This window comes from Mesorhizobium sp. B4-1-4, from assembly GCF_006439395.2.
In the GTDB taxonomy this organism is placed as follows: domain Bacteria; phylum Pseudomonadota; class Alphaproteobacteria; order Rhizobiales; family Rhizobiaceae; genus Mesorhizobium.
In genome coordinates this window covers 2,174,291-2,194,615 of the sequence record NZ_CP083950.1, presented here as the reverse complement: position 1 = coordinate 2,194,615, position 20,325 = coordinate 2,174,291, and the positions used below count along the sequence as shown (strand labels likewise).

The 20,325-nt window shown below is 64.2% G+C and carries 19 protein-coding genes; 9 read left to right on the top strand and 10 right to left on the bottom strand.

Annotation, left to right across the window (positions count from 1 at the left end; genetic code table 11):
- Positions 1-135 precede the first annotated feature (135 nt).
- Entirely contained in the window at positions 136-3,744 is a 3,609-nt protein-coding gene (gene putA, locus FJW03_RS10695) for a bifunctional proline dehydrogenase/L-glutamate gamma-semialdehyde dehydrogenase PutA (protein ID WP_140763389.1), read from the top strand.
- Between the two features lie 111 nt (positions 3,745-3,855).
- Here putA and FJW03_RS30340 read toward each other — a convergent pair whose 3' ends face one another.
- Positions 3,856-4,272: a TonB-dependent receptor domain-containing protein gene (locus tag FJW03_RS30340; protein WP_413466504.1), complete on the bottom strand. Its 417-nt coding sequence runs from the start codon at positions 4,270-4,272 to the stop codon at positions 3,856-3,858.
- Between FJW03_RS30340 and FJW03_RS30335 the strand changes: the two genes are divergently transcribed.
- Positions 4,192-4,377: a hypothetical protein gene (locus FJW03_RS30335; protein ID WP_413466527.1), complete on the top strand. Its 186-nt coding sequence runs from the start codon at positions 4,192-4,194 to the stop codon at positions 4,375-4,377. The two genes, FJW03_RS30340 and FJW03_RS30335, sit on opposite strands and share 81 nt — an antisense overlap.
- A 518-nt stretch (positions 4,378-4,895) precedes the next feature.
- Here the strand turns inward: FJW03_RS30335 and rirA are convergent.
- A complete protein-coding gene (gene rirA / locus FJW03_RS10685) occupies positions 4,896-5,357 on the bottom strand; it encodes an iron-responsive transcriptional regulator RirA (RefSeq protein ID WP_137934645.1) in 462 nt (153 codons plus the stop codon).
- Positions 5,358-5,625: 268 nt separating this feature from the next.
- Here rirA and FJW03_RS10680 point away from each other — a divergent pair, with 268 nt between their 5' ends.
- The 3 genes from FJW03_RS10680 (at position 5,626) to FJW03_RS10670 (ending at position 8,211) form a co-directional block, all read left to right on the top strand.
- On the top strand, positions 5,626-6,921 hold the full coding sequence (locus tag FJW03_RS10680) for a DUF445 domain-containing protein (protein ID WP_140607595.1): 1,296 nt from the start codon (positions 5,626-5,628) through the stop codon (positions 6,919-6,921).
- Positions 6,922-7,025: 104 nt separating this feature from the next.
- Positions 7,026-7,454 (top strand): phasin family protein, encoded by a 429-nt coding sequence (locus tag FJW03_RS10675; protein ID WP_140763298.1) that lies wholly within the window; start codon positions 7,026-7,028, stop codon positions 7,452-7,454.
- Positions 7,455-7,713: 259 nt separating this feature from the next.
- On the top strand, positions 7,714-8,211 hold the full coding sequence (locus FJW03_RS10670) for a MaoC family dehydratase (protein WP_140763294.1): 498 nt from the start codon (positions 7,714-7,716) through the stop codon (positions 8,209-8,211).
- Between the two features lie 28 nt (positions 8,212-8,239).
- On the opposite strand, the gene FJW03_RS10665 is transcribed toward FJW03_RS10670, so the two are convergent.
- Positions 8,240-9,688, bottom strand: a complete 1,449-nt coding sequence (locus FJW03_RS10665; RefSeq protein ID WP_140763291.1) for an MFS transporter — start codon at positions 9,686-9,688, stop codon at positions 8,240-8,242.
- Positions 9,689-9,816: 128 nt separating this feature from the next.
- Here FJW03_RS10665 and FJW03_RS10660 point away from each other — a divergent pair, with 128 nt between their 5' ends.
- Entirely contained in the window at positions 9,817-10,707 is an 891-nt protein-coding gene (locus FJW03_RS10660; protein ID WP_140763288.1) for a LysR family transcriptional regulator, read from the top strand.
- A gap of 16 nt (positions 10,708-10,723) precedes the next feature.
- Here the strand turns inward: FJW03_RS10660 and FJW03_RS10655 are convergent, their stop codons facing one another.
- A complete protein-coding gene (locus FJW03_RS10655; protein ID WP_140763285.1) occupies positions 10,724-12,127 on the bottom strand; it encodes a PLP-dependent aminotransferase family protein in 1,404 nt (467 codons plus the stop codon).
- A gap of 105 nt (positions 12,128-12,232) precedes the next feature.
- On the opposite strand from FJW03_RS10655, the gene FJW03_RS10650 reads away from it, so the two are divergent.
- On the top strand, positions 12,233-13,096 hold the full coding sequence (locus tag FJW03_RS10650; protein WP_140763282.1) for a DMT family transporter: 864 nt from the start codon (positions 12,233-12,235) through the stop codon (positions 13,094-13,096).
- A 26-nt stretch (positions 13,097-13,122) separates the two neighbouring features.
- Here the strand turns inward: FJW03_RS10650 and FJW03_RS10645 are convergent, their stop codons facing one another.
- The 3 genes from FJW03_RS10645 to FJW03_RS10635 form a co-directional block, all read right to left on the bottom strand.
- Positions 13,123-14,163, bottom strand: coding sequence for a zinc-dependent alcohol dehydrogenase family protein (locus tag FJW03_RS10645; protein ID WP_140694263.1), 1,041 nt, complete (start codon positions 14,161-14,163; stop codon positions 13,123-13,125).
- Between the two features lie 110 nt (positions 14,164-14,273).
- Positions 14,274-14,924, bottom strand: coding sequence for a maleylacetoacetate isomerase (gene maiA / locus FJW03_RS10640; protein WP_140763278.1), 651 nt, complete (start codon positions 14,922-14,924; stop codon positions 14,274-14,276).
- On the bottom strand, positions 14,921-15,619 hold the full coding sequence (locus FJW03_RS10635) for a fumarylacetoacetate hydrolase family protein (protein WP_140694268.1): 699 nt from the start codon (positions 15,617-15,619) through the stop codon (positions 14,921-14,923). Before FJW03_RS10635 ends, maiA begins: the two co-directional genes overlap by 4 nt.
- Positions 15,620-15,821: 202 nt before the next feature.
- Here FJW03_RS10635 and FJW03_RS10630 point away from each other — a divergent pair, with 202 nt between their 5' ends.
- The gene (locus tag FJW03_RS10630; protein WP_140763275.1) at positions 15,822-16,505 is read left to right on the top strand and encodes a response regulator; all 684 of its coding nucleotides are present in this window, start codon (positions 15,822-15,824) and stop codon (positions 16,503-16,505) included.
- 21 nt (positions 16,506-16,526) lie between these two features.
- Here the strand turns inward: FJW03_RS10630 and FJW03_RS10625 are convergent, their stop codons facing one another.
- Genes FJW03_RS10625 through FJW03_RS10615 form a run of 3 tightly spaced genes read right to left on the bottom strand, consistent with a single transcriptional unit; the run spans position 16,527 to position 19,453 of the window.
- Entirely contained in the window at positions 16,527-16,952 is a 426-nt protein-coding gene (locus tag FJW03_RS10625) for a hypothetical protein (RefSeq protein ID WP_140763272.1), read from the bottom strand.
- 9 nt (positions 16,953-16,961) lie between these two features.
- A complete protein-coding gene (locus tag FJW03_RS10620) occupies positions 16,962-18,302 on the bottom strand; it encodes a hybrid sensor histidine kinase/response regulator (protein WP_140763269.1) in 1,341 nt (446 codons plus the stop codon).
- Between the two features lie 14 nt (positions 18,303-18,316).
- Positions 18,317-19,453, bottom strand: coding sequence for an FIST signal transduction protein (locus FJW03_RS10615; RefSeq protein WP_140763266.1), 1,137 nt, complete (start codon positions 19,451-19,453; stop codon positions 18,317-18,319).
- A 307-nt stretch (positions 19,454-19,760) separates the two neighbouring features.
- Here FJW03_RS10615 and FJW03_RS10610 point away from each other — a divergent pair, with 307 nt between their 5' ends.
- Positions 19,761-20,264: a (2Fe-2S)-binding protein gene (locus FJW03_RS10610; protein ID WP_140763263.1), complete on the top strand. Its 504-nt coding sequence runs from the start codon at positions 19,761-19,763 to the stop codon at positions 20,262-20,264.
- Positions 20,265-20,325 lie beyond the last annotated feature (61 nt).

Sequence of the window (20,325 nt, the reverse complement as noted above, 5' to 3'; positions counted from 1 at the left end):
CATGCCGCTATGATAGACTAAATGAGCTATAATGTCGATTTCTTTGGACCGACGAAAATTCGCGCCTGTGCTAGCTTGCGCCATTCGGTCCGGTGACCGCCGGGCCGCTCCCTTATGCTTGCTCATAGGACCGCCATGCCGCTCGACGCCATCCGCCAGCAGATCCGTGCCAACTACCTGCCCGACGAAGACGAGGCGCTGAAGCGTCTGGCGGAGACGACGGGGCTCTCGGCCGAGAACCGAAGGGCGATTTCGGCCCGCGCCGCCGAGCTGGTGCGGGCGGTGCGCGGCTCGTCGGATCCACGGCTCATGGAGGTCTTCCTCTCCGCCTATGGCCTCTCCACCAAGGAAGGCGTGGCGCTGATGTGCCTGGCCGAGGCGCTGCTGCGCGTGCCCGATACCGAGACGATGGACGATCTCATCGCCGACAAGATCGCGCCGCACGATTGGTCGGCGCATTCTGGCGGTTCGAGCTCGATCTTCGTCAATGCTTCGACCTGGGCGCTGATGCTAACTGGCCGCGTACTCGACGAGGGCGAGGGCGGCATCGAAGGCACGTTGCGTTCGATGGTGCGGCGATTGGGCGAGCCGGTCATCCGCAAGGCGGTCGCCGCCGCCATGCGCGAAATGGGCGAGCAGTTCGTGCTCGGCCGCACCATCGCGGAAGCCGTCAAGCGCGGCAGGCCGATGATCCAGAAGGGCTATCTCTATTCCTTCGACATGCTGGGCGAGGCCGCCCGCACCGAGGCCGACGCCTTGCGCTACCACAGGGCCTATGCCGACGCCATTTCCTCGCTCGATTCCGGTTCCAACAGCCCCGACATCCGCCAGAACCATGGCATCTCGGTCAAGCTCTCGGCGCTGCATCCACGCTATGAGGTGGCGCAGAAGGAAGAGATGCTGCCGGTCATGGCCGAGCGCCTGCTGACGCTGGCGCTCGCAGCGCGCCATTCGCGCATGGGCCTCAATATCGATGCCGAGGAGGCCGACCGCCTCGATTTGTCGCTCGACGTGATCGAGCGGGTGCTGGCCGAGCCGGAACTCGCCGGCTGGAATGGTTTCGGCGTCGTCGTCCAGGCCTATGGGCCGCGCGCCGCGTTTGCCATCGACTGGCTCTACGCGCTGGCGAAGAAGTACGATCGCACCATCATGGTGCGGCTGGTGAAGGGCGCCTATTGGGACACCGAGATCAAGCGGGCGCAGACGCTTGGGCTTTCCGGCTATCCCGTCTTCACCCGCAAGGCCAACACCGACGTCTCCTACATAGCCTGCGCCAAGAAGCTACTTGGCATGACCGACCGCATCTATCCGCAATTCGCCACGCACAACGCCCACACCGTCGCGGCCATCCTGTCCATGGCGGGAGATCGCGATTGCTTCGAGTTCCAGCGCCTGCATGGCATGGGCGAGGCGCTGCACGAGACGGTGCGCAAGGCCGAAGGCACGCGCTGCCGCATCTATGCGCCGGTCGGCGCGCATTCCGACCTGCTGGCCTATCTGGTTCGCCGGCTGCTGGAGAACGGCGCCAATTCCTCCTTTGTGCACCAGCTGACCGACGAGGATGTCGAGCCGGAGGACATTGCCCGCGATCCGCTCGAGACGATCGAGCACCAGGGGCCGGCCGCCAATCCGGCGATTACCCGGCCTTCCCAGATATTCGGAGCCGGCCGCCGCAATTCGAAGGGATTCGACATCACCGACACGGTGACGCTCGCGGCAATCGACAAGGCAAGGGCGGCCTTTGCCGGGCCGGACCGCTGGCACGCCAAGCCGATCACGCGCGCCGCGGGCGCCGGCAAGCAGCGCCCGATCGTCAATCCGGCGAAACCCGGCGAGGTGGTCGGCACGGTTCACGAGGCCACCGCCGAGCAGGTCTCGACCGCCGTGCGCATCGCGGTGGAAGCACAGCCGGCCTGGGCTAGACGTCCAGTTGCCGAACGTGCCGCCATCCTCAACCGCGCCGCCGATCTCTATGAAGCCAATGCTGTCGAATTTTTCGCGCTGGCAACCCGCGAAGCCGGCAAGTCGTTGGCCGACGGGGTCGCCGAGGTGCGCGAGGCCGTAGACTTCCTGCGCTACTACGCCGCCGAGGCGGCAAATGCCGAAGCGGGCACCGAGGCGCGGGGCGCCATCGTCTGCATTTCACCGTGGAATTTCCCGCTCGCCATTTTCACCGGCCAGATCGCGGCGGCACTCGTCACCGGCAATTCGGTGATCGCGAAGCCCGCCGAGCAGACGCCGCTGATCGCCTTCCGCGCCGTCGAATTGCTGCGCGAGGCCGGCGTGCCGGAAGACGTTATCCAGCTTCTGCCAGGCGACGGCCCGTCGGTCGGCGGGCCGCTGACCGCCGACCCGCGCATTGCAGGTGTCTGCTTCACCGGGTCGACCGAGGTCGCCAAGCTGATCGAAAAGCAGCTGGCCGAGACCGCCGCGCCAGATGCCATGCTGATCGCCGAGACCGGCGGCCTCAACGCCATGATCGTCGATTCCACGGCCCTGCCGGAACAGGCGGTACGCGATATCCTGGCCTCGGCCTTCCAGAGTGCGGGCCAGCGCTGTTCGGCGCTGCGCGTGCTCTATGTGCAGAAGGACGTCGAGAAGAAGATGCTGGAGATGCTGAAGGGCGCGATGGAAGCGCTCAACGTCGGCGATCCCTGGCTGATCTCGACCGATGTCGGTCCGGTCATCGATGACGAGGCACAGGCCTCGATCAGCGATTATTGCACCAAGAAGGGCCTCGAGGGCAGGCTGATCGCCAAGCTCGAAGCTCCGAAGGACGGCCGCTTCGTGGCACCGCACGTCTTTCGGGTCAAGGGCATCGAGGAGATGGAGCGCGAGGTGTTCGGGCCGGTGCTGCACGTTTCGACGTTCGACGCCGACGAGATCGATACGGTGATCGCGGCGATCAATCGCAAGGGCTATGGCCTGACCTTCGGCCTGCACACCCGTATCGAAGGCCGCGTGCAGCATTTCGTCGACGGCATCCATGCCGGCAACATCTATGTCAACCGCAACCAGATCGGCGCCGTGGTGGGATCGCAGCCGTTCGGCGGCGAGGGGCTGTCCGGTACGGGACCAAAGGCCGGCGGGCCGCACTATCTCCGACGCTTCCGCAAAGGCCCCGAGGCCGGTACGCATGTGCTGGACGGCCACAAGGTGACGGCGACCGAACTGGCCGACAATCTGCCGGATCCGGCGCTTGGCGGCTGGTCGACCCGTCCGGACCGCATCGCCATCCTGCGCAAGCATCTGCGCGGTAAGGGAGCGGCGGCGATCGCTGCCGCCGCCAGCATCGACTTCGGCCAAGTCGATTTGCCCGGGCCGACCGGCGAGGCCAACACGCTATCGCTGTCACCGCGCGGTCGGGTGCTGTGCCTCGGTCCAGATGGCGATACGCTGCTCGCCCAGGCGATCCAGGCGCTCGCCGCCGGCAATGCGGTGTTGGCCGTGGCGCCGGGAGCTCCCGGCGCACTGTCCGCATTGACCGGGAAGGGCTTGCCTTTGGCGGCGATCGATGGCCGGCCCGATCCGGTCGAGGCACGCTCGTTACGCGTCGATGTCGTCGCCTTTTCTGGAACGCCCGAGGCGGCGCGCATCGTGCGCAAGGTGATTGCCGAGCGCGGCGGGCCGATCGTGCCGCTGGTCAGCGAGGTGCTCAATCCGGCGGCCTATGCGCATGAGCGGGCTGTCTGCGTCGACACCACGGCGGCGGGCGGCAATGCGAGCCTGCTCGCCGCGGCCTGAGCCGGCGCGGCTGGCCTCCATGGCATTGCCGTGGTCAGGCGCCTTCGACGACGGAAAGTCCCAGCGTCGAGGTCAGCAAACGAAGGGGTGCCGTCAAGCGCGTCACGATCATCAACCACCGAACCGCATCGTTGCGGCCAGCTTCAGCGTGATGCCCGGTTCATAGACCGCGGCTGTCGTGCTGCCGTTCAGCGGGTTGGCGTATTTGACGTCGAACAGATTGTCGGCGCGGAAATCGACCTTCAGAGCGTCGGTCGCCTGATAGCTGACGAAGGCATTGACCGGCGTATAATCCCTGGCCACCACATTGCCCTTCGGCTTGCCATTGTACTGCACTTCGCCGCCGACGGTGAGCTTGTCCTCGAGGAAGCGCAGCCCTAGCTGGGCTGTCACCTGCGAGGACGGGATCGTCGCAAGATCGGCCTCGGCGCCCATGTAGGATATGGTGTGACCATCGACGAACGATGCCGAGAGCCCGGCATAGCCCCAGGCCGCGTCATAGACACTTTCCAGTTCGAAGCCGTCGATCCCGGCCTTGGCGAAGTTCTGATACTGAAGCAGATCGGGATACCGGGGCCGAACGGGCAGCCGCTGCCCGGAGCGAACGGCGACAGCGTCACGCCGTCGATATAGTCGTCGACATTGATGATGTCGTTCTGCTTGTAGTTGATCCCGAATTCGGTCGTCTTGCCGGTTTCGGGGCGCAGATTGGGGTTGGGCAGGAACGGAAAGCTCACTCCCGCGGGATGGTTGCCGCTGATCAATGTCTCGGTGATCGACGGTTAGCGATAGCCTTCCGCATAGGTGCCGTAGAACTGGAGACCGGCGCGTTGCCTGCGGGAAGCGTGCCTTTCGTATTGCCGCAATCATTGGCTTAGGCTCGGCACGAGGAAAGATTTGCCAAACCCTTCCCCCTTCGTCATCCACGGGCGGAGCGGGAGCGAAGCGGACGCGGAGACCCGAGGATCCATGCCGTTACATCAAACGAAGAATGCAGCGGTCCGGAAGAAGAGCTGGCGCTGTGTCGCTAGTTTTTCATCGTAGCGGCGCTCGAACGTTACGGCATGGATTCTAGGGTCTACGCGCGTCGCTTCGCTCCTTGCTCCGCCCTGGAATGACGAAGAATCGAGCCGCTAAGGCCGCGTTGTGGACTACGCGGCCGGCGCGCGGCGCTCCAGCATGTCGATGCCGAGCAGGTTGCGCACATTCGGCCGCGCCGCCACGAGGTCGGCGATCGTGTAGCGGGCCAGCACGGCGAAGAAGGCGTTGAGCGCCTCGCGCAGCGCCGAATTCAGCGCGCAACTGTCGACCAGCGGGCATTCGGCGGCATCGTTCTCGAAACATTCGGCCATGGCGAAGCTTTCCTCGGTGACGCGCACGACGTCGAACAGGCTGATCGCCTCGGCTGCGCGGCCAAGCCGGACGCCGCCATTCCTGCCGCGCACGGTCTCGACAAGGCCGTTCTCGACCAGTGGCTGCAGGATCTTGAAAAGGAAAAGCTCCGATACGGAATAGGCGGCCGCGATCTCTGGAATGCGGCTCAACCGGTCATTGTTGGCGGCACAGTACATCAGGATGCGCATGGCATAGTTGGTTTGGCGCGTTAGCCGCATCTTGTCCTCGCTAGGCGCTGGCGCAACCCACGCCAGATTCCAAAACTTTGCCGCGCGGCTCCCATCCGGAATTCGAATTCGCCACGCTGGCCTCGATCCGAATATGGCTTATACCTTGGAATAATTCCAGACTGGCATCGTTTGATAGATGAATATTCTCGTCAACTTTACGTGCGCAGTGGAGCGAAAAGCTTAGGAAAACGGTCGTCGCGGGCATTTTGGCGGCCGAAGCACTAGATAGGCTGGGATCGACGAGGAGCGGCTCATCATGTCTCAATCGGCCCAGTCCCTGGCGCCCGTCCGTTTCGACACCGACGCGGCCGCCAAACTCTCCGCGCTGCGGCGAACCAAATTCATCGCCACGGCCGCTCTGGCGCTTTGCGTGCTGGTGTTTGCGCTGGCCAAGTCGTTCCAGGGCACCTATCCGTGGCTGGGGTTCGTCGCTGCCTTCGCCGAGGCGGCGACCATTGGCGGCCTCGCCGACTGGTACGCGGTGGTGGCGCTGTTCAGGCGGCCGCTCGGGCTGCCGATCCCGCACACCGCCATCATTCCGGAAAACCAGAACCGCATCGCCGATAATCTCGGCCGCTTCATCGAGGTCAACTTCCTGGCGCCGGAACCGGTGCGGGAAAAGCTGGCCGAGGTCGATTTTTCAGCGCTGGTCGCCGACTGGCTGGCCGACGCCGAGCGCGCCGCCGGCCTGTCGCGCTTCGTCGTGCGGCTGGTGCCGCAGACGCTTGCCGCCGTCGAGCAATCCGGATTGCGCGGCTTCGTCACCAGCCGCATGCTCGAGCAGATCGAAAAGGTGCCGTTGGCGCCACTGGCCGCCGAACTGTTGTCGGCACTCACCGATGACCGCCGACACCAGAAGCTGTTCGACGAATTCATCAAGGTGATCGGCCGTTTCCTCAACGATGAGCAGGCGCTGGCGACGATGCGCGAGAAGATCCGCGAGGAACTGCCATCGCTGTTCAACCTGTTCAGGGCCGACGCCTATCTGCTGAAGAAGATCGTCGCCTCCGCGGGCTCCCTGCTCGACGAGGTCCGGGCCGATCCCAACCATCCGATGCGCGCCGAGTTCGACAGATTCGCGCAAGGCTTCGTCGAGCGGCTGCGGACGTCGAAGCAGTATGCCAGGCGTGCCGAGAAGATGAAGCACGATTTCCTCGCCAGACCGGAAGTCAGGGCGCTGGCCGGCGATATGTGGGAGAGCCTCAGCCTGTTCATCGAACAGGACGCCAAGGCGCCGAATTCGGTGATCCGCGCGCATCTCGCCAACATGTTCGTCGAGGTCGGGCGGCACCTTGCCGGCGATGCGCAGATCCGGGCCGACATGAACCAGGGGTTCGTCGTGGCGCTGGCCTCCTTCGTCGAGAGCCAGAAGAGCGGCGTGTCGAAATTCATCGCCGATCAGGTCAAGCGCTGGGACCTGGCGCAACTGACGCGGCTGATCGAGATGAACATCGGCAGGGACCTGCAATATATCCGCTTTAACGGCATGATCATCGGCGGACTGGCGGGCATCGTGCTCTACACGATCGAGCTGCTGCTCCCGGTCAATTGATGCGCCTCGCTCGCCAGGCCTGTGTTCGAAATGGACATACGGCAGCCCAGTGCTATTCTCCCGACGAGGGCACCGCATCCGCGGCAACAGGGGAGAAGACACTCATGGCAAAGCAACCGGAATCCGATTCCTTCATGGACATGTTCGGCAGATTCGGCCGTGACCTGAAGGTGCCCAATGTCGATGTCGAGGCGATCCTCGCCCATCACCGCAAGAACCTCGAAGCCTTGGAGAAATCGGCGCGCGTCAGTGCCGCCGGAGCGTCCTCGCTGCTGTCAAGACAACGCGAGATGCTGCAGGACACGCTGCGCGAGGTTGCCGACATGGCGCAGAGCTACCGGGCGCCGGGGAACCCCCAGGAACTCATCGCCAGGCAGACGGAGTTCGCCAAGAAATCCTTCGAGGCCGCCCTGAAAAATGCCGGTGAAGTGGCCGAATTGGCGAGGGAATCGGGCACCGAATCGATCGATATCCTACGTGCGCGCATCAAGGAGGCGATGGAGGAAATCCGCGCCGGCTATGGGCAGAAGTAAGGCTTCGATGGGCTGCGGTTCCGCCTTCGGCCGGGGGCGCCGGTTCGCAATCCCGCAACCTTGCGCATAGTTGCACCAGCGCAACGCTATCGCTCACGCCCGTTCTTGACAGTCAGAAAATCCGAATTCGACCTGCCATTGCAAGGCAAGCCATGGCACGAATCGGCCGGAATTCAGCGGAACGGAATCATGCGCGACGAATTGACAGAAGCAGTCAGTTCGTGGTCCGGAGGCGCTGCAAGCTATCGGGAAAGCAGGAATGACTGAAGTACGGCCTAAAACGCCGCCAACCTACGAGCAGTTGAGGACGATGTCCGGCCAGGAGCTCGGCGTCTCGGAATGGACCACGGTCGACCAGAACCGTATCAACCAGTTCGCCGAATGCACCGGCGACCATCAATGGATTCATGTCGACCCCGAACGGGCGCGGCGGCAGAGCCCGTTTCGCACGACGATCGCGCATGGCTATCTGACGCTGTCGATCGTCGGCGCGCTGGCGCTCGGCATGGGCATCGTGCCGGAAAATACGCAGGCCGCCTTCAATTACGGCTTCGACAAGGTGCGCTTCCTGGCACCGGTCAAGGTCGGTGCGCGCATCCGGCTGCGCACCACGCTGCTTTCCATGGAAGACAGAGGGCCTGGCCAGTACCTGATGAAGGCCGCCAACACCGTCGAGATCGAGGGTGAGGAGAAGCCCGCCTTGACGGCGGAGACGCTGGTCATGCTCTATGAGCGCCGTAAACGGGCAGGGGCCTGAGCGGTGTCCGCCCAAAGCCCCCCGCAGGTCACGCAATCCCGGGCTGCGGACGGCCGGAAATGCGCAACGATAAGAGCGCAAGCAACAGTGCAGCCAGCGCCAGGGCGGTTGCCGTCTCGAAGGTGACCTGCATTCCCCGGGCGGCCGAGGCGGAATTCACCACGTCCTGACCTGTTCCGTGCCGAGCACCGGCCGATGCGACCGCGAATATTGCGCCCATCAGGGAAGCGCCGGTGATGAGGCCTAGATTGCGCGACAGGTTGAGCAACCCCGATATGACACCACGCTCGCCGGCGCCGACACCGCTCATGACAGCCGCGTTGTTGGATGTCTGGAACAGGGCGTAGCCGAAGCAGGTGACGGTGATCGGACCGACATAGCTGGCAATGCCGAGCGTCGTCATGGCGAGCGACAGAAGGGCTGTACCCGTGGCGAGGCTGATCAGGCCGGCGACCATCATCCTGTGGGCGCCAAGCCGATCCGAAAGGCGCCCGGCCAGCAGCGCCGACAGGGTCGAGACGAGCGGCCCGGTCGACAGCACCACGCCGACCGTCGCGGCATCGAGTCCCAGCCCCCGCGACAGATAGAACGGGCCGACGACCAGGGTCGCCATCATCACCGTGGCGACGATGAAGCCCATGGCCAGGCTGGCGCTGAGCCGCAGATCCCGGAAGCCGGCAAGCTGGACCAGAGGGTTCTTCACGCTCCTCTGTGCGACAGCGAACAGCACGATGCCGAGGGCGGTGACAGCCAGCAGGCCGACATTGAGCACGCCGAAATTACCCCGGCCAAGCGTCATGGCCATCGCATAGGCGGCCAGCGTCAAGCCCAGCAGGACAGTGCCTGTCGCGTCGAACTTGCCTTGTTGGGCTGCCTTGTTGCCGGCAGGCAGCGCGCGCCAGGCGAGGGCGAAGGTCAGCAGGCCCAGCGGGACATTGACCAGGAAGATCGCCCGCCAGCCGAGGCCGGCGATCAGCAAGCCGCCGAGCGAGGGGCCAAGTGTCGTGCCGATGGCGGACATGGCGCCCAGCAGGCCCATGGCACTACCGGTCCGGTCCTTGCTCACGGTCTCCGTGACGAACGCCAACGTCAGCGCCATCATCAGCGCCGCGCCAAGTCCCTGCATGGCACGAGCCGCGATCAGTAGCCAGAGCGTCGGCGCGAGCCCGCAGAGCACCGATGCCGATGTGAATAGCGCGATACCGCCAAGCAGCAGCGGTCGGCGCCCGAACATGTCGGCCAGCCGCCCGGCGCTGACGATCAGCGTGGTGATGGCAAGCAGATAGGCCAGAACCACCCATTGCACGGCCTGGAAGGACGCGGCGAACGCCTGCATCAGCGAGGGCAGCCCGACGCTGGCAATGCTGGTTCCCAACGACGACAGCAGCGTGGCGAGCGACAGGCTTGCCAGTGCCCAGCGGGCGGATTTTTGTGAAGTTGATATCGGCCTCTCCCGATTTTGCTTCGCGACTGCCATGGCGATCTCCTTTGCGCTCGCTCCGAACCGGAGCTGTTGGAGATCTAGTCTTGTGGCTGACACGGCGGAAGGCGCAGCATTTGCATCATATTCGTGCATGAGACGCCGCATCATGTTATGAACCATTGATGGCGTCACCCGATCTCAATCTGCTCTTCGCACTCGACGCCTTGCTGGCGGAAGGCAGCGTGGCGCGGGCCGCGCGCCGTCTGCGGCTCAGTCCCTCGGCGATGAGCCGGACGCTGGCGCGGTTGCGGGCGGCAACGGGCGATCCGCTTCTGGTCCGAGCCGGGCGCGGCCTGGTGGCGACGCCGCGCGCGGAGGAATTGCGGCACCAGGTCGGCCGGGCCGTCCAGGACGCGGAGGTGCTGCTGCGTCCCGCCGAGCGGCTTGATCTCCCGCGCCTGGACAGGGTCTTCACGCTGCGTACCAATGAGGGTTTCGTCGAGGAGTTCGGGGCCCGCCTTGTCGCCCGCGTCGAAGCCGATGCGCCTGGGGTGCGGCTGCGTTTCGCTGCGAAGTCCGACAAGGATGCGATGTCGCTGCGCGACGCGGCGATCGACCTGGAAATCGGTGTCGCCGGCGAAACCGGACCGGAAGTGCGTATCCAGGCGCTGTTTCGCGACCGCTTCATCGGTGCCGTGCGAGCAGACCATCCCCTGAGCGAGGGCACGGTGACGCCCGAGCGCTACGCGGCGGGCCGGCACATCAGCGTTTCCCGGCGTGGCCGCGAGAAGGGGCCGATCGACGAAGCCTTGGGCACGCTTGGCCTGCAGCGGACGGTCGTGTGCATGGTCTCGGGTTTCTCGGCGGCACTCGCCCTGGCACGCGCCTCGGACCTGATTGCCAGCGTGCCCGAACGGCACACTGCCGGCGCGCGCGTCGGGATGCACAGCTTTGCGCTGCCGGTCGCCACCGTGGAAGTCACCATTTCCATGCTTTGGCACCCGCGCCTGGATGCCGATCCGGCGCAACGCTGGTTGCGTGAGTGCGTGCGGGAGGTCTGCGCCGGCCGCTGAGCGAAGCAGCGCGAGATCAGTGCGCCATCGCTGTTTCAAGCACTTTGAAAATCCGCTCGTCTCCGCACTGGGCGACGTTGAAGCGCACGAAACGGCTCGCTGTCTGCGACAGGCTGAACGCATTGCCTGGCGCCAGCACGACATTGTCGGCCAGGGCGCGGCGTGCGACTTCGGCCGCGTCAACGCCATCGGGCAGGCCGCACCACAGGAACAGGCCGGCCGGCTGGTCGATCCAGGGCGTGATGCCGATTGCCTTCAGCCGGGCGCCGGTCTCGACCATGGCGCGCGCAAGCTTCGCGCGCAGCAAATCCATATGCTTGCGATAGCTGCCATCCTTCAGCAGCGTCAGCACCAGTTCGGCCGCCAGCCGTCCGCCGCCGAAGGTCGTGGCGATCTTGAGGTCGGTCAGGCCCTCGATCCAGTCGCGGGGCGCGGCGATGAAACCGCAGCGGATCGACGCCGACAGCGTCTTGGAGAAACTGCCGATGTGGACGACGCGGCTGAGACCATCGAACGCCGCCAGCCTCGGGGCAGGGGTGTGTTCGAAATCGGCGAAAATGTCGTCCTCGACGATGGTCAGGTCCGACTGGTCGGCGAGCTTGAGCAAACGATGCGCGGTGACTGGCGACAGGATCGCACCGGTCGGATTGTGGATGGCGGAGTTGGTGATGTAGAGGCGCGGCCGGTGTTCGGCCAACGCCTGCGCAAACAGCTCGATATGCGGTCCTGACGGCGTATAGGGAACGCTGACGACCTTGGCGCGATGGGCGCGCAGCAAGGCGTGGAAATTGAAATAGCAGGGGTCGTCGACCAGCACCGTGTCGCCAGGTTCGATCAGGAACCGGCACAGGAGATCGATGGCCTGCGTGCCCGATTCCGTCAGCATGATCTGTTCGGGGGAGGCTTCGATGCCATACCCGGCCATGCGGCGCGCCAGCAGCTGCCGCAGCGGCGGCAGGCCAAGCGGCGTTCCGTAATCGGCAAGCGCGATATCTTCGGCACGCGCCACCGCGCGCAGGGCGCGGCGCAACCCGGCCTGGGGCATCCAGGAGGCTGGCAGCCAGCCGCAGCCGGGTTTCAGGGCCTCGCCGCTGGCATCCAGCGACTGGCGCGAGACCCAGAGCGGATCGACGGCGCGGTCGAGCCGAGGGCCGATCTCGGCCAGCGACAGCGGCGCCAGCGATCCGGCGGCGTAGAAGCCGGAGCCCGGCCGGGAGCGGATCGCGCCCTCGGCGGCGAGCCGCTCATAGGCTTCGACGACGGTGGACTTTGACACCTGCATGGACTTTGCGAAGGCCCGGATCGAGGGCAGTCTGGCTCCCGGTGTCAGACTGCGCGCGGCGATCCGCTGACGGATGGTCGCCATGACGCTTTCGACCAGCGTCGCGCCGCCATCGAGTCTTGTGGTCTGCTCGTCCATCTGTACTCCTCGTGTGGCCATTACAGTTTTGTGGAATTGTACTGCATTGTCTCTGGTGGCGCCATCGGGTGAGCCCGATAGAAGGCACAACAGAAGGAGCTTTTCATGGACAAGGCTGTGAGCGGCTGGGTGAGCGGTTTCATCGGCGTGTTGATCTTCAGCGGATCCTTGCCGGCGACACGCGTGGCGGTGATGGATTTCGATCCGATCTTCCTGACCTCGTCTCGTGCCGCCATAGCCGGCCTGCTCGGTCTGGCGCTTCTGCTCTTGTTTCGCGAGAAGCGACCCGAGCGGGGCGACTTGCTGTCCCTGGCGATCGTCGCGCTCGGTGTGGTCGTCGGTTTTCCCCTCTTGACCGCGCTGGCGCTGAAGCACGTCACCTCCGCGCATTCCATCATCTTCGTCGGCCTGCTGCCGTTAGCGACCGCGATCTTCGGTGTGTTGCGCGGCGGCGACCGTCCCCACCCGGCCTTCTGGCTGTTTTCATGTCTGGGCAGCGCGCTGGTCGCGGGTTTCGCCCTGGTGCAGGGTGTGACCGCTTCACCGGTCGGCGACAGTTTGATGCTGGCCGCCATCATCGTCTGCGGGCTGGGCTATGCCGAAGGGGCCGCACTTTCGCGCCGGCTTGGCGGCTGGCAGGTGATCTGCTGGGCGTTGGCGCTGTCACTGCCGATCATGCTGCTGCTGACCTTTGTGACCCTGCCGCCATCCTTCGCCGGTGTCGGCTCTAACGCCTGGATTGGTCTCGCCTATGTCTCGCTGTTCAGTATGCTGATCGGCTTCGTGTTCTGGTATCGCGGCCTGGCGCAAGGCGGCATCGCGGCGGTCGGCCAGTTGCAGCTGCTGCAGCCTTTCTTCGGCCTTGCGCTGGCGGCGACCCTGCTGCACGAGAAGGTCAGCCCGCTGATGATCGTCGTCACGCTCGGCGTCGTGGCGTGTGTGTTCGGGGCGAAGAAATTTGCGCGGTAGTTCGGGAAGAGATTCCCGCACCTAGACTAGAACTTCGTCACCACCCCAATCCCAATACCCTCGAAGCCGCCCATCGCCATCAACGCCGCCGGGGCTTCGTCAAGGCTGATCTTCTTGCCGACCAGAAGTTCGGGCTTGAGCTTGCCGGTGCGGATCATCTCCATCAGTGCTGGGTAGCGATAGGCCTGGATGCCGTGGCTGCCGAGGATCTCGAGCTCGAAGGCGATTACCTTGTCCATCGGCACTTGCGGGCGGGCGTGCTCGCCCAGCATCAGGCCGACCTGCACGTGGCGGCCGCGCCGGCGCAGATTGGCGATCGAGTTGAACGAGGTGGTCGAGTGGCCGAGCGCGTCCATCGACATATGCGCGCCGCCATTGGTGATCTGCTTGACGGCCTTGACCACATTCGGCGTCGTCGAGGCGTTGATGGTGGCGACCGCGCCGATCTTCCTGGCGAAGTCCAGCTTCTCGTCGGAGAGATCGATGCCAATGACATTGGCGCCCATCGAACTGGCGATCATGATCGCCGATAGGCCGACGCCGCCGCAGCCGTGCACGGCCACCCATTCGCCCGGTTTCACCCGGCCCTGATCGACGATGGCGCGGAACGAGGTAACGAAGCGGCAGCCGAGGCTGGCGGCGGTGGTGAATTCCATCTCGTCGGGCAGGCGCACTAGGTTGGTGTCGGCATGCTCGATGGCGACATATTCGGCGAAGGAACCCCACGCGTTGAAGCCGGGCTGCGATTGATGCTCGCAGACCTGGTGATTGCCCGACGTGCATTCGAAGCAATGGCCGCAACCGACGGCGAACGGCACCGTGACGCGCTCGCCCGCCTTCCAGCGGGTGACATGCTTGCCGGCGGCAACCACGACCCCGGCCAATTCGTGGCCCGGTACATGCGGTAGGCGGATATCGGCGTCATGACCCATCCAGCCATGCCAGTCGCTGCGGCAGAGCCCGGTCGCCTCGACCTTGATGACGACGCCGTCGGCTGTCGGCTTCGGATCGGGAACGGTCTGGATCGTCGGTGCTTCGCCGAATTTCTCGAAGACGACGGCTTTCATAGGTAACTCCACCCTTGAAACGGCATACGCTACCGGAAACGATAGACGATTCCCTGACCGGTCAAGCGGAAATCGATTCCGCCAGAGCGGCAGCAATTCCGCAGGCTTGCCTATTCGGCATCGATCTGGTTCTGCGGCGCAGCCTTCTGGAACGCGGGCAGCGCCATGCAGGCGGCGTTGATGCGCGCGATCGTCGGGTAGGGCGCCAGGTCGACGCCGAAGCGCGCATTGCTGGTGACCTGTGCCGCCAGGCAGATGTCGGCCAGCCCCGGCGCTTCGCCATGGCAGAATGTTCCGGTCCACGGCGAGGAAGCCAGAATCTTTTCAAGCGGCCCGAAGCCTTCGTTGACCCAGTGGCGGAACCAGTTGGTGATGTCCTGGTCGCCTGCGCCGAACAGGGTGCGCAGCGAGGTCAGCACGCGCAGATTGTTCACCGGGTGGATGTCGCAGGCGATCATCTGCGCCAGCATCCTGACACGCGCCCGGCCCGACGGATCCTTCGGCAGCAATGGCGGATGGGGCTGCGTTTCGTCGAGGAATTCGATGATCGCCAGCGATTGCGTCAGCATCATGCCGTCGTTCCATACGATTGTCGGGACCAGCCCCTGCGGATTGAGCGCGAGATAGGCGGGCTCCAGATGCTCGCCGTGGCGCAGGTGATGCGGGACGTAGTCATAGCTCAGCCCCTTCATCTCCAGCGCGATCCGCACCCGGTGGGAGGTGGAAGAGCGATAGTAATTGTGCAGGACGATGTCGCTCATGATCTCGGCTGGCCGATGGTTATCTCGATCGTGCTGATGCCGTCGACGCCGCCGGTCATTGTCTCTCCCGGCTTGACCTCGCCGACACCGGCGGGCGTGCCGGTGAAGATCAGGTCGCCCGGTTGCAGCTCGACTGCCTCGCTGCAGATCGAGACGATGTCGGTCACCGGCCAGATCAGTTCGGCGAGATCGGCATCCTGTTTCACCGTGCCGTCGACAGCGAGCCAGATACGACCCTTCGCCGGGTGTCCGGATTTCTGCGCCGGAACCAGCGGGCCGCAGGGCGCGGAGCGGTCGAAGGCCTTCGACCAGTCCCATGGCCGCGCTGCCTTCTTGGCGGCATCCTGCAGATCGCGGCGGGTGAGGTCGATGCCGACGCCATAGCCCCAGACATGGTCCAGCGCCTTGTCGCGGGCGATCCAAGAACCAGCTACACCGATCGCGACAACCAATTCGATCTCGAAATGCAGGTTTTCGGTCAGCGGCGGGTAAGGGATCTCGGTGCCGGAATCAACGACCGCATCGCCGGGCTTGGTGAAGAAGAAGGGCGGATCGCGCTCGTCATTGCCGAACTCGCGGGCGTGCGCGGCGTAGTTGCGGCCGACGCAAAAGATGCGCCGCACGGCAAAACGCTGGGCTGAGCCACTGACGGCGACAGAAGGCGTTGGCGGCACGGGTAGAACGAATGCGGTCATGTTGAACTCTAAAATAGATGTAGGAAGGCGGCACCTTCGGCCGATTTCGAGAGCCGGGCAAGCGCCGCATTTGGCGCGGCAGCACTTCGCAAAAGGTCGTACAAGGAATCCAGATGGCGGCGGTATACTATTTGGCAATAATCCGCTCGTGATCGCGGGGCTACCTTATGCCGCAAACTGAACGGGGCTCGAAACCAACGCCATGACGTCAGCCACTGATCGCGCCCGATTTCTGATCATCGACGATCATCCGCTGTTTCGCGAGGCGCTGCACAGCGCCGTGCAGATGGCTTATCCCGAGGTCGACACGGTGGAGGCGCGCTCGATCTCGGAAGCGCTCGATCTTCTGGCCGACGCAAAGCCGTTCGATCTGGCGCTGCTCGACCTCAGCATGCCCGACGTGCACGGGTTCGACGGGCTGTTGCAACTCAGGACCCGCCATCCGCGCCTGCCGGTGGTGATCGTATCGGGCTATGAGGAGCCGAAGATCATTTCGGAGGCACTCTCCTACGGCGCCGCCGGCTTCATTCCGAAATCGGCGCGCAAGAGCGATCTGGCCAATGCCATACGTTCTGTAATGGATGGCGCGATCTATGTGCCGGAAACCTATGAGGGCCCGCCGCGGGACGCCGACAGCAGCGACCGCGCCGACATGGTGCAGCGCCTGTCGACGCTGACGCCGCAACAGCTCAGGGTGCTGCAGATGCTGCGCCAGGGCCTGCTCAACAAGCAGATCGCCTATGAGCTGCAGGTCGGCGAGACCACCGTCAAGGCGCATGTCTCGGAGATATTGCGCAAGCTCAACGTCTACAGCCGCACGCAAGCGGTGATCGAAGTGTCCAAGCTGGACAATGCGGAGCTGTTTCGGGATCAGGCTGGGTTTTGAGCTTTCCCTCGGTGCTGGATCTCATGGCGCCACGTCGGCCCGCATCAGCGTTATTCGTCTTATCCTGTCTGCTCGAGGCTCGTATTCGATATGTATTGACTGACGGGCGTCGTCATATCGGTCCCATGGCCCGTACTCCCCCAAAATGGGATCGCTATATGGTTTCCCGCTCTTCGAGGGCTCTCCAAGGAAACCCTTCAATTCCTCCCGGTTGTGCGAAAAGGAAATACCGCCGAGGAATTCTCCGAAATCGTCAGATACGATGAATATGGTTGATATCGTTTCATGGCTGTCACACGCAAAGGAAAGGTCGTGGCCGTCGGCAACGTAGTTTACGTTGTTGTCCGGAAGATCGTCGTCAACGGTTCGCTTGAATCGCCAGGTGTTGAATGGTGCCGAGGTTAGCAGCTGAGCCGCCGGCCTTCCCAAAAAATCAAGAAAACGCATTGGTGCTCCTTAGGCCAGCAAATGCGCCAGCAGTGCGCGCAATTGTGCCGGCTTCAGCGGCTTGCGCATCAGTTCGATGCCGCCGGCCCGGGCCGCCTTCGCAACGTCCTCGGAAGTGTCGGCGGTGACGATTAGCGCCGGCGCGGCGCGGCCGAGATAGTCGCGGACCTCCGATATGGTGGCGGTGCCGAGATCGCCGTCGTCGAGATGCTGGTCGGCGATGATGATGTCCGGAATCCAGTCGGTGTCGCCGAGCAGGTCGAGCGCGTCATCGGTCGAGGTCGCGGATCGCACCAGGCATTGCCAGCGCTCGAGCAGGAAGGTCATCGCCTCCAGTACCTCGGTGTCGTTTTCGACCAGCAGCACCTTGGTCCCGAACAGGCCGTAGCCGCGAGGCCGCTCCAGGCCGGCGGCGCTGGCGATGGCGTCGGCCGGCGCGCCGATGCCGACGGGGACATCGATATGGAAGATCGTGCCGCGTCCGACCTTCGATGAAAATGTCACGGGGTGGCCAAGCGCGCTGGCCATGCGGCGCACGATGGCCAGGCCGAGCCCAAGCCCGCCGCCGTCGAATTCGGCACCGGCCTGCGAGGTGCCGCGATGGAACTCCTCGAACACCACCTCGCGCTGATCCTCGGGAATACCGCAGCCGGTGTCGGCGACGTCGATGCGGATCGTATCGCCGCGATGGCGAGTGCCGACGAGAACGCCTCCTGAACGCGTGTAGCCCAGCGCGTTGGACAGAATATTCTGCAGGATGCGGCGCAGCAGCGTCCGGTCGGAGCGGACAACGGCATTGACCGGCCGGAATTTCAACGACAAGCCTTTTATTTCCGCGACCGGCTGGAAATCCGAGCGCAGCGACGAGAACAACGCCTCGAGGCTGACGTCGCCGATGTCGGGCCGCACCACGCCGGCATCGAGCTTGGAGATGTCGAGCAGCGTGCGCAGCAGGTCCTCCATCGTTTCCAGCGAGCGCTCGACCTGCCGCACCAGCTTCCTGCCTTCGTCGCTGGTCTGCACTTCGGCGAGCGCGGAGACGGACAGATGGGCCGCGTTCAGCGGCTGCAGCACGTCATGGCTCGCGGCTGCAAGGAACCGTGTCTTGGACAGGTTCGCCAGCTCGGCGTTCTCCTTGGCGGCGCTGAGGTCGATGTTCGACTGCTCAAGCCGCCGCAGCGTGGAGTGCAACTCCTCGGTGCGCGTACGCACCCGGTTTTCCAGCGAGATCGCCGTCTGGAACAGCGAGAATGCATTGCCCTGCTGGTCCATCGACCGCTCGACGCGGCTGACCAGGGCGGCGTTGATCTTCTTCAATTTTTCGAGATCGGTTATGTCCCTGAGCGGCATCTTCTTCCGCCGCCCTATTCAGCCGCTTGGCGGTCACCGAATGCTATGCCGGTGAAAGTCTGGTTGAGGTGCATTGACCGGTACTGCTCGCCATAGGTGCCGAAGCCGATGACATTGTTGACCCGGTAGAGCTCCGAAATGTCGCGAAAGACCTGCCGGTTGCGCGCGTCGAGGCGGCGCAGCACGCAGTCGAAGCCGAGGATCAAGTCGATGCCGCCCAGCCTCTCCTCGACCTCGCGCAACGCCGCGCGCGTCGATTCCACCATGTCCTTGGGCTGCGCGATCGACAGCACGACACCGTCGTCGATGGCGCAGAAGAACGACAGCGAGCCGTCGGCGTGCATCCTCTGGATCGAACGGCAGTAATATTCGCCGCCCACCTTCACCACCACCGGATGCGAGGCGAAGCTCAGCGGCGTCAGGGTCTGCGGCACGATGCCGACGGAAGCGGCATATTCCTCGGCCGCGTTGGTGGCGTTGAACTGCCGCACGATGCGGTGATCGGCATCGGACGCCGTCACCACCAGCTTCTCGTCGGTTGGAACGAAATTGTCGGTCTTGAAGACGTGGAAGGGAATTTCCGTGGCGATCAGCACAATGATCGCGCTGTCGGAGGTGACCTTGCCATCGGAGATCAGGCGCGTCGTTTCGAATTTCAGATCGTCGCCGGCCGAGCCGCCGAGCAGCGGGATGTCGTCAAGGCCCCAGTGGATGGCGGAGCTGACCGCTTCCTCGGCATAGGACAGCCCGTCGATGAAGCAGAGGGCGAAGGTGTTCCTGGTGCTCTCGCCGCCGACCCGGCCGCGCAGCGTGCGCCGAAGCGCCTCGACCTCGCCGGTGATCGTGTCCATGCCCGAAGAGGACAGGTTGTCGACCATGGCGCTGACCGCGGTGAACGAGGCCGAAGGAAGCAGCATCGCCAGCATGTGGCCTTCCTCGAGCCCCTGCGGCGTGATCTCGCCGGCAGTGGAACAGCCGGCATGATGGAGCCCCGGTGCATGGACCGAAAGCGCCCGTGACAGAGCGCCGGCTTCGACGAGACTCTGGGAAAAGAACAGGAGGGCAAAGCCGGCGTCGATCGAGGCGGCCTCTGCGGCTACCGCGCGTGCGAAGGCATCCGGATCCGGCTCGTCCGTGGTCAGCGCCGACAAGCCGCATGCGTAGCGCGTCCGTGAACTGGCCAGCGGCGTTCTCCCGCATTTCCTCCAACGCTGTTTTATGCGCGGCTGTTACAAGCTTCTGGCGCGCAGCGTCGAAGGCATTGTTGCTTCCAATCGGCGGTTTGGCAATGGGGGCGAGGGGCACGCACCTTTGGCCTTGGCCATGACCGAAAGTACAATGATCCGACTTTTCCGTCGCGCTGTTTTTTGCCGGTTATGCGGTGTACGAATGCGCATAGCCGAGTGCCAGCGGCGCGTCGGCAGCGTGATGACCAAGGTTGATACCCAGGGAGGATTCATGTCGGACGTTTCGTTGATGGTCAACGGCAGGCGGGTCAGTGGCGAGGCCGAGGACCGAATGCTGCTGGTTCACTTCCTGCGTGAGAATCTCGGCTTGACCGGCACGCATGTTGGTTGCGACACTTCGCAGTGCGGTGCTTGCGTCATCCATGTCGACGGCAAGGCGGTGAAGTCCTGCACCATGCTCGCCGTCCAGGCTTCAGGGTCGACCGTTGTCACGATCGAAGGTCTCGCCAATGGCGCCGACCTGCATCCCATGCAGGCCGCATTCAAGGAATATCACGGGCTGCAATGCGGTTTCTGCACGCCGGGCATGATCATGGCTGCAACCGACATGATCAACCGCCATCCCGAAGGCCTCGATGAGGCGACGGTGCGGGCCGAACTGGAGGGCAATATCTGCCGCTGCACCGGCTACCACAACATCGTGAAGGCGATCCTGGCCGCATCGAAGACGATGTCGAAGGGCGCCGCCAAGGGCAAAGCGAAACAAGCTGCGTGAGACTTAGGGCATTAAGGGAGTAGGGCAGTAAGGCAGTAGGAATTGGGAGCCGATTTTTCCT

Bases quoted from the DNA above. Each gene is read 5' to 3' on its own strand.
- FJW03_RS10670 (WP_140763294.1), top strand. From the start codon at position 7,714: ATGACTGAAGTACGGCCTAAAACGCCGCCAACCTACGAGCAGTTGAGG.
- FJW03_RS10675 (WP_140763298.1), top strand. From the start codon at position 7,026: ATGGCAAAGCAACCGGAATCCGATTCCTTCATGGACATGTTCGGCAGA.
- FJW03_RS10650 (WP_140763282.1), top strand. From the start codon at position 12,233: ATGGACAAGGCTGTGAGCGGCTGGGTGAGCGGTTTCATCGGCGTGTTG.
- FJW03_RS10645 (WP_140694263.1), bottom strand. From the start codon at position 14,163: ATGAAAGCCGTCGTCTTCGAGAAATTCGGCGAAGCACCGACGATCCAG.
- FJW03_RS10680 (WP_140607595.1), top strand. From the start codon at position 5,626: ATGTCTCAATCGGCCCAGTCCCTGGCGCCCGTCCGTTTCGACACCGAC.
- FJW03_RS10610 (WP_140763263.1), top strand. From the start codon at position 19,761: ATGTCGGACGTTTCGTTGATGGTCAACGGCAGGCGGGTCAGTGGCGAG.
- putA (WP_140763389.1), top strand. From the start codon at position 136: ATGCCGCTCGACGCCATCCGCCAGCAGATCCGTGCCAACTACCTGCCC.
- FJW03_RS10655 (WP_140763285.1), bottom strand. From the start codon at position 12,127: ATGGACGAGCAGACCACAAGACTCGATGGCGGCGCGACGCTGGTCGAA.
- rirA (WP_137934645.1), bottom strand. From the start codon at position 5,357: ATGCGGCTAACGCGCCAAACCAACTATGCCATGCGCATCCTGATGTAC.
- FJW03_RS10625 (WP_140763272.1), bottom strand. From the start codon at position 16,952: ATGCGTTTTCTTGATTTTTTGGGAAGGCCGGCGGCTCAGCTGCTAACC.
- FJW03_RS10635 (WP_140694268.1), bottom strand. From the start codon at position 15,619: ATGACCGCATTCGTTCTACCCGTGCCGCCAACGCCTTCTGTCGCCGTC.
- FJW03_RS10620 (WP_140763269.1), bottom strand. From the start codon at position 18,302: ATGCCGCTCAGGGACATAACCGATCTCGAAAAATTGAAGAAGATCAAC.
- FJW03_RS10665 (WP_140763291.1), bottom strand. From the start codon at position 9,688: ATGGCAGTCGCGAAGCAAAATCGGGAGAGGCCGATATCAACTTCACAA.
- maiA (WP_140763278.1), bottom strand. From the start codon at position 14,924: ATGAGCGACATCGTCCTGCACAATTACTATCGCTCTTCCACCTCCCAC.
- FJW03_RS10660 (WP_140763288.1), top strand. From the start codon at position 9,817: ATGGCGTCACCCGATCTCAATCTGCTCTTCGCACTCGACGCCTTGCTG.
- FJW03_RS10630 (WP_140763275.1), top strand. From the start codon at position 15,822: ATGACGTCAGCCACTGATCGCGCCCGATTTCTGATCATCGACGATCAT.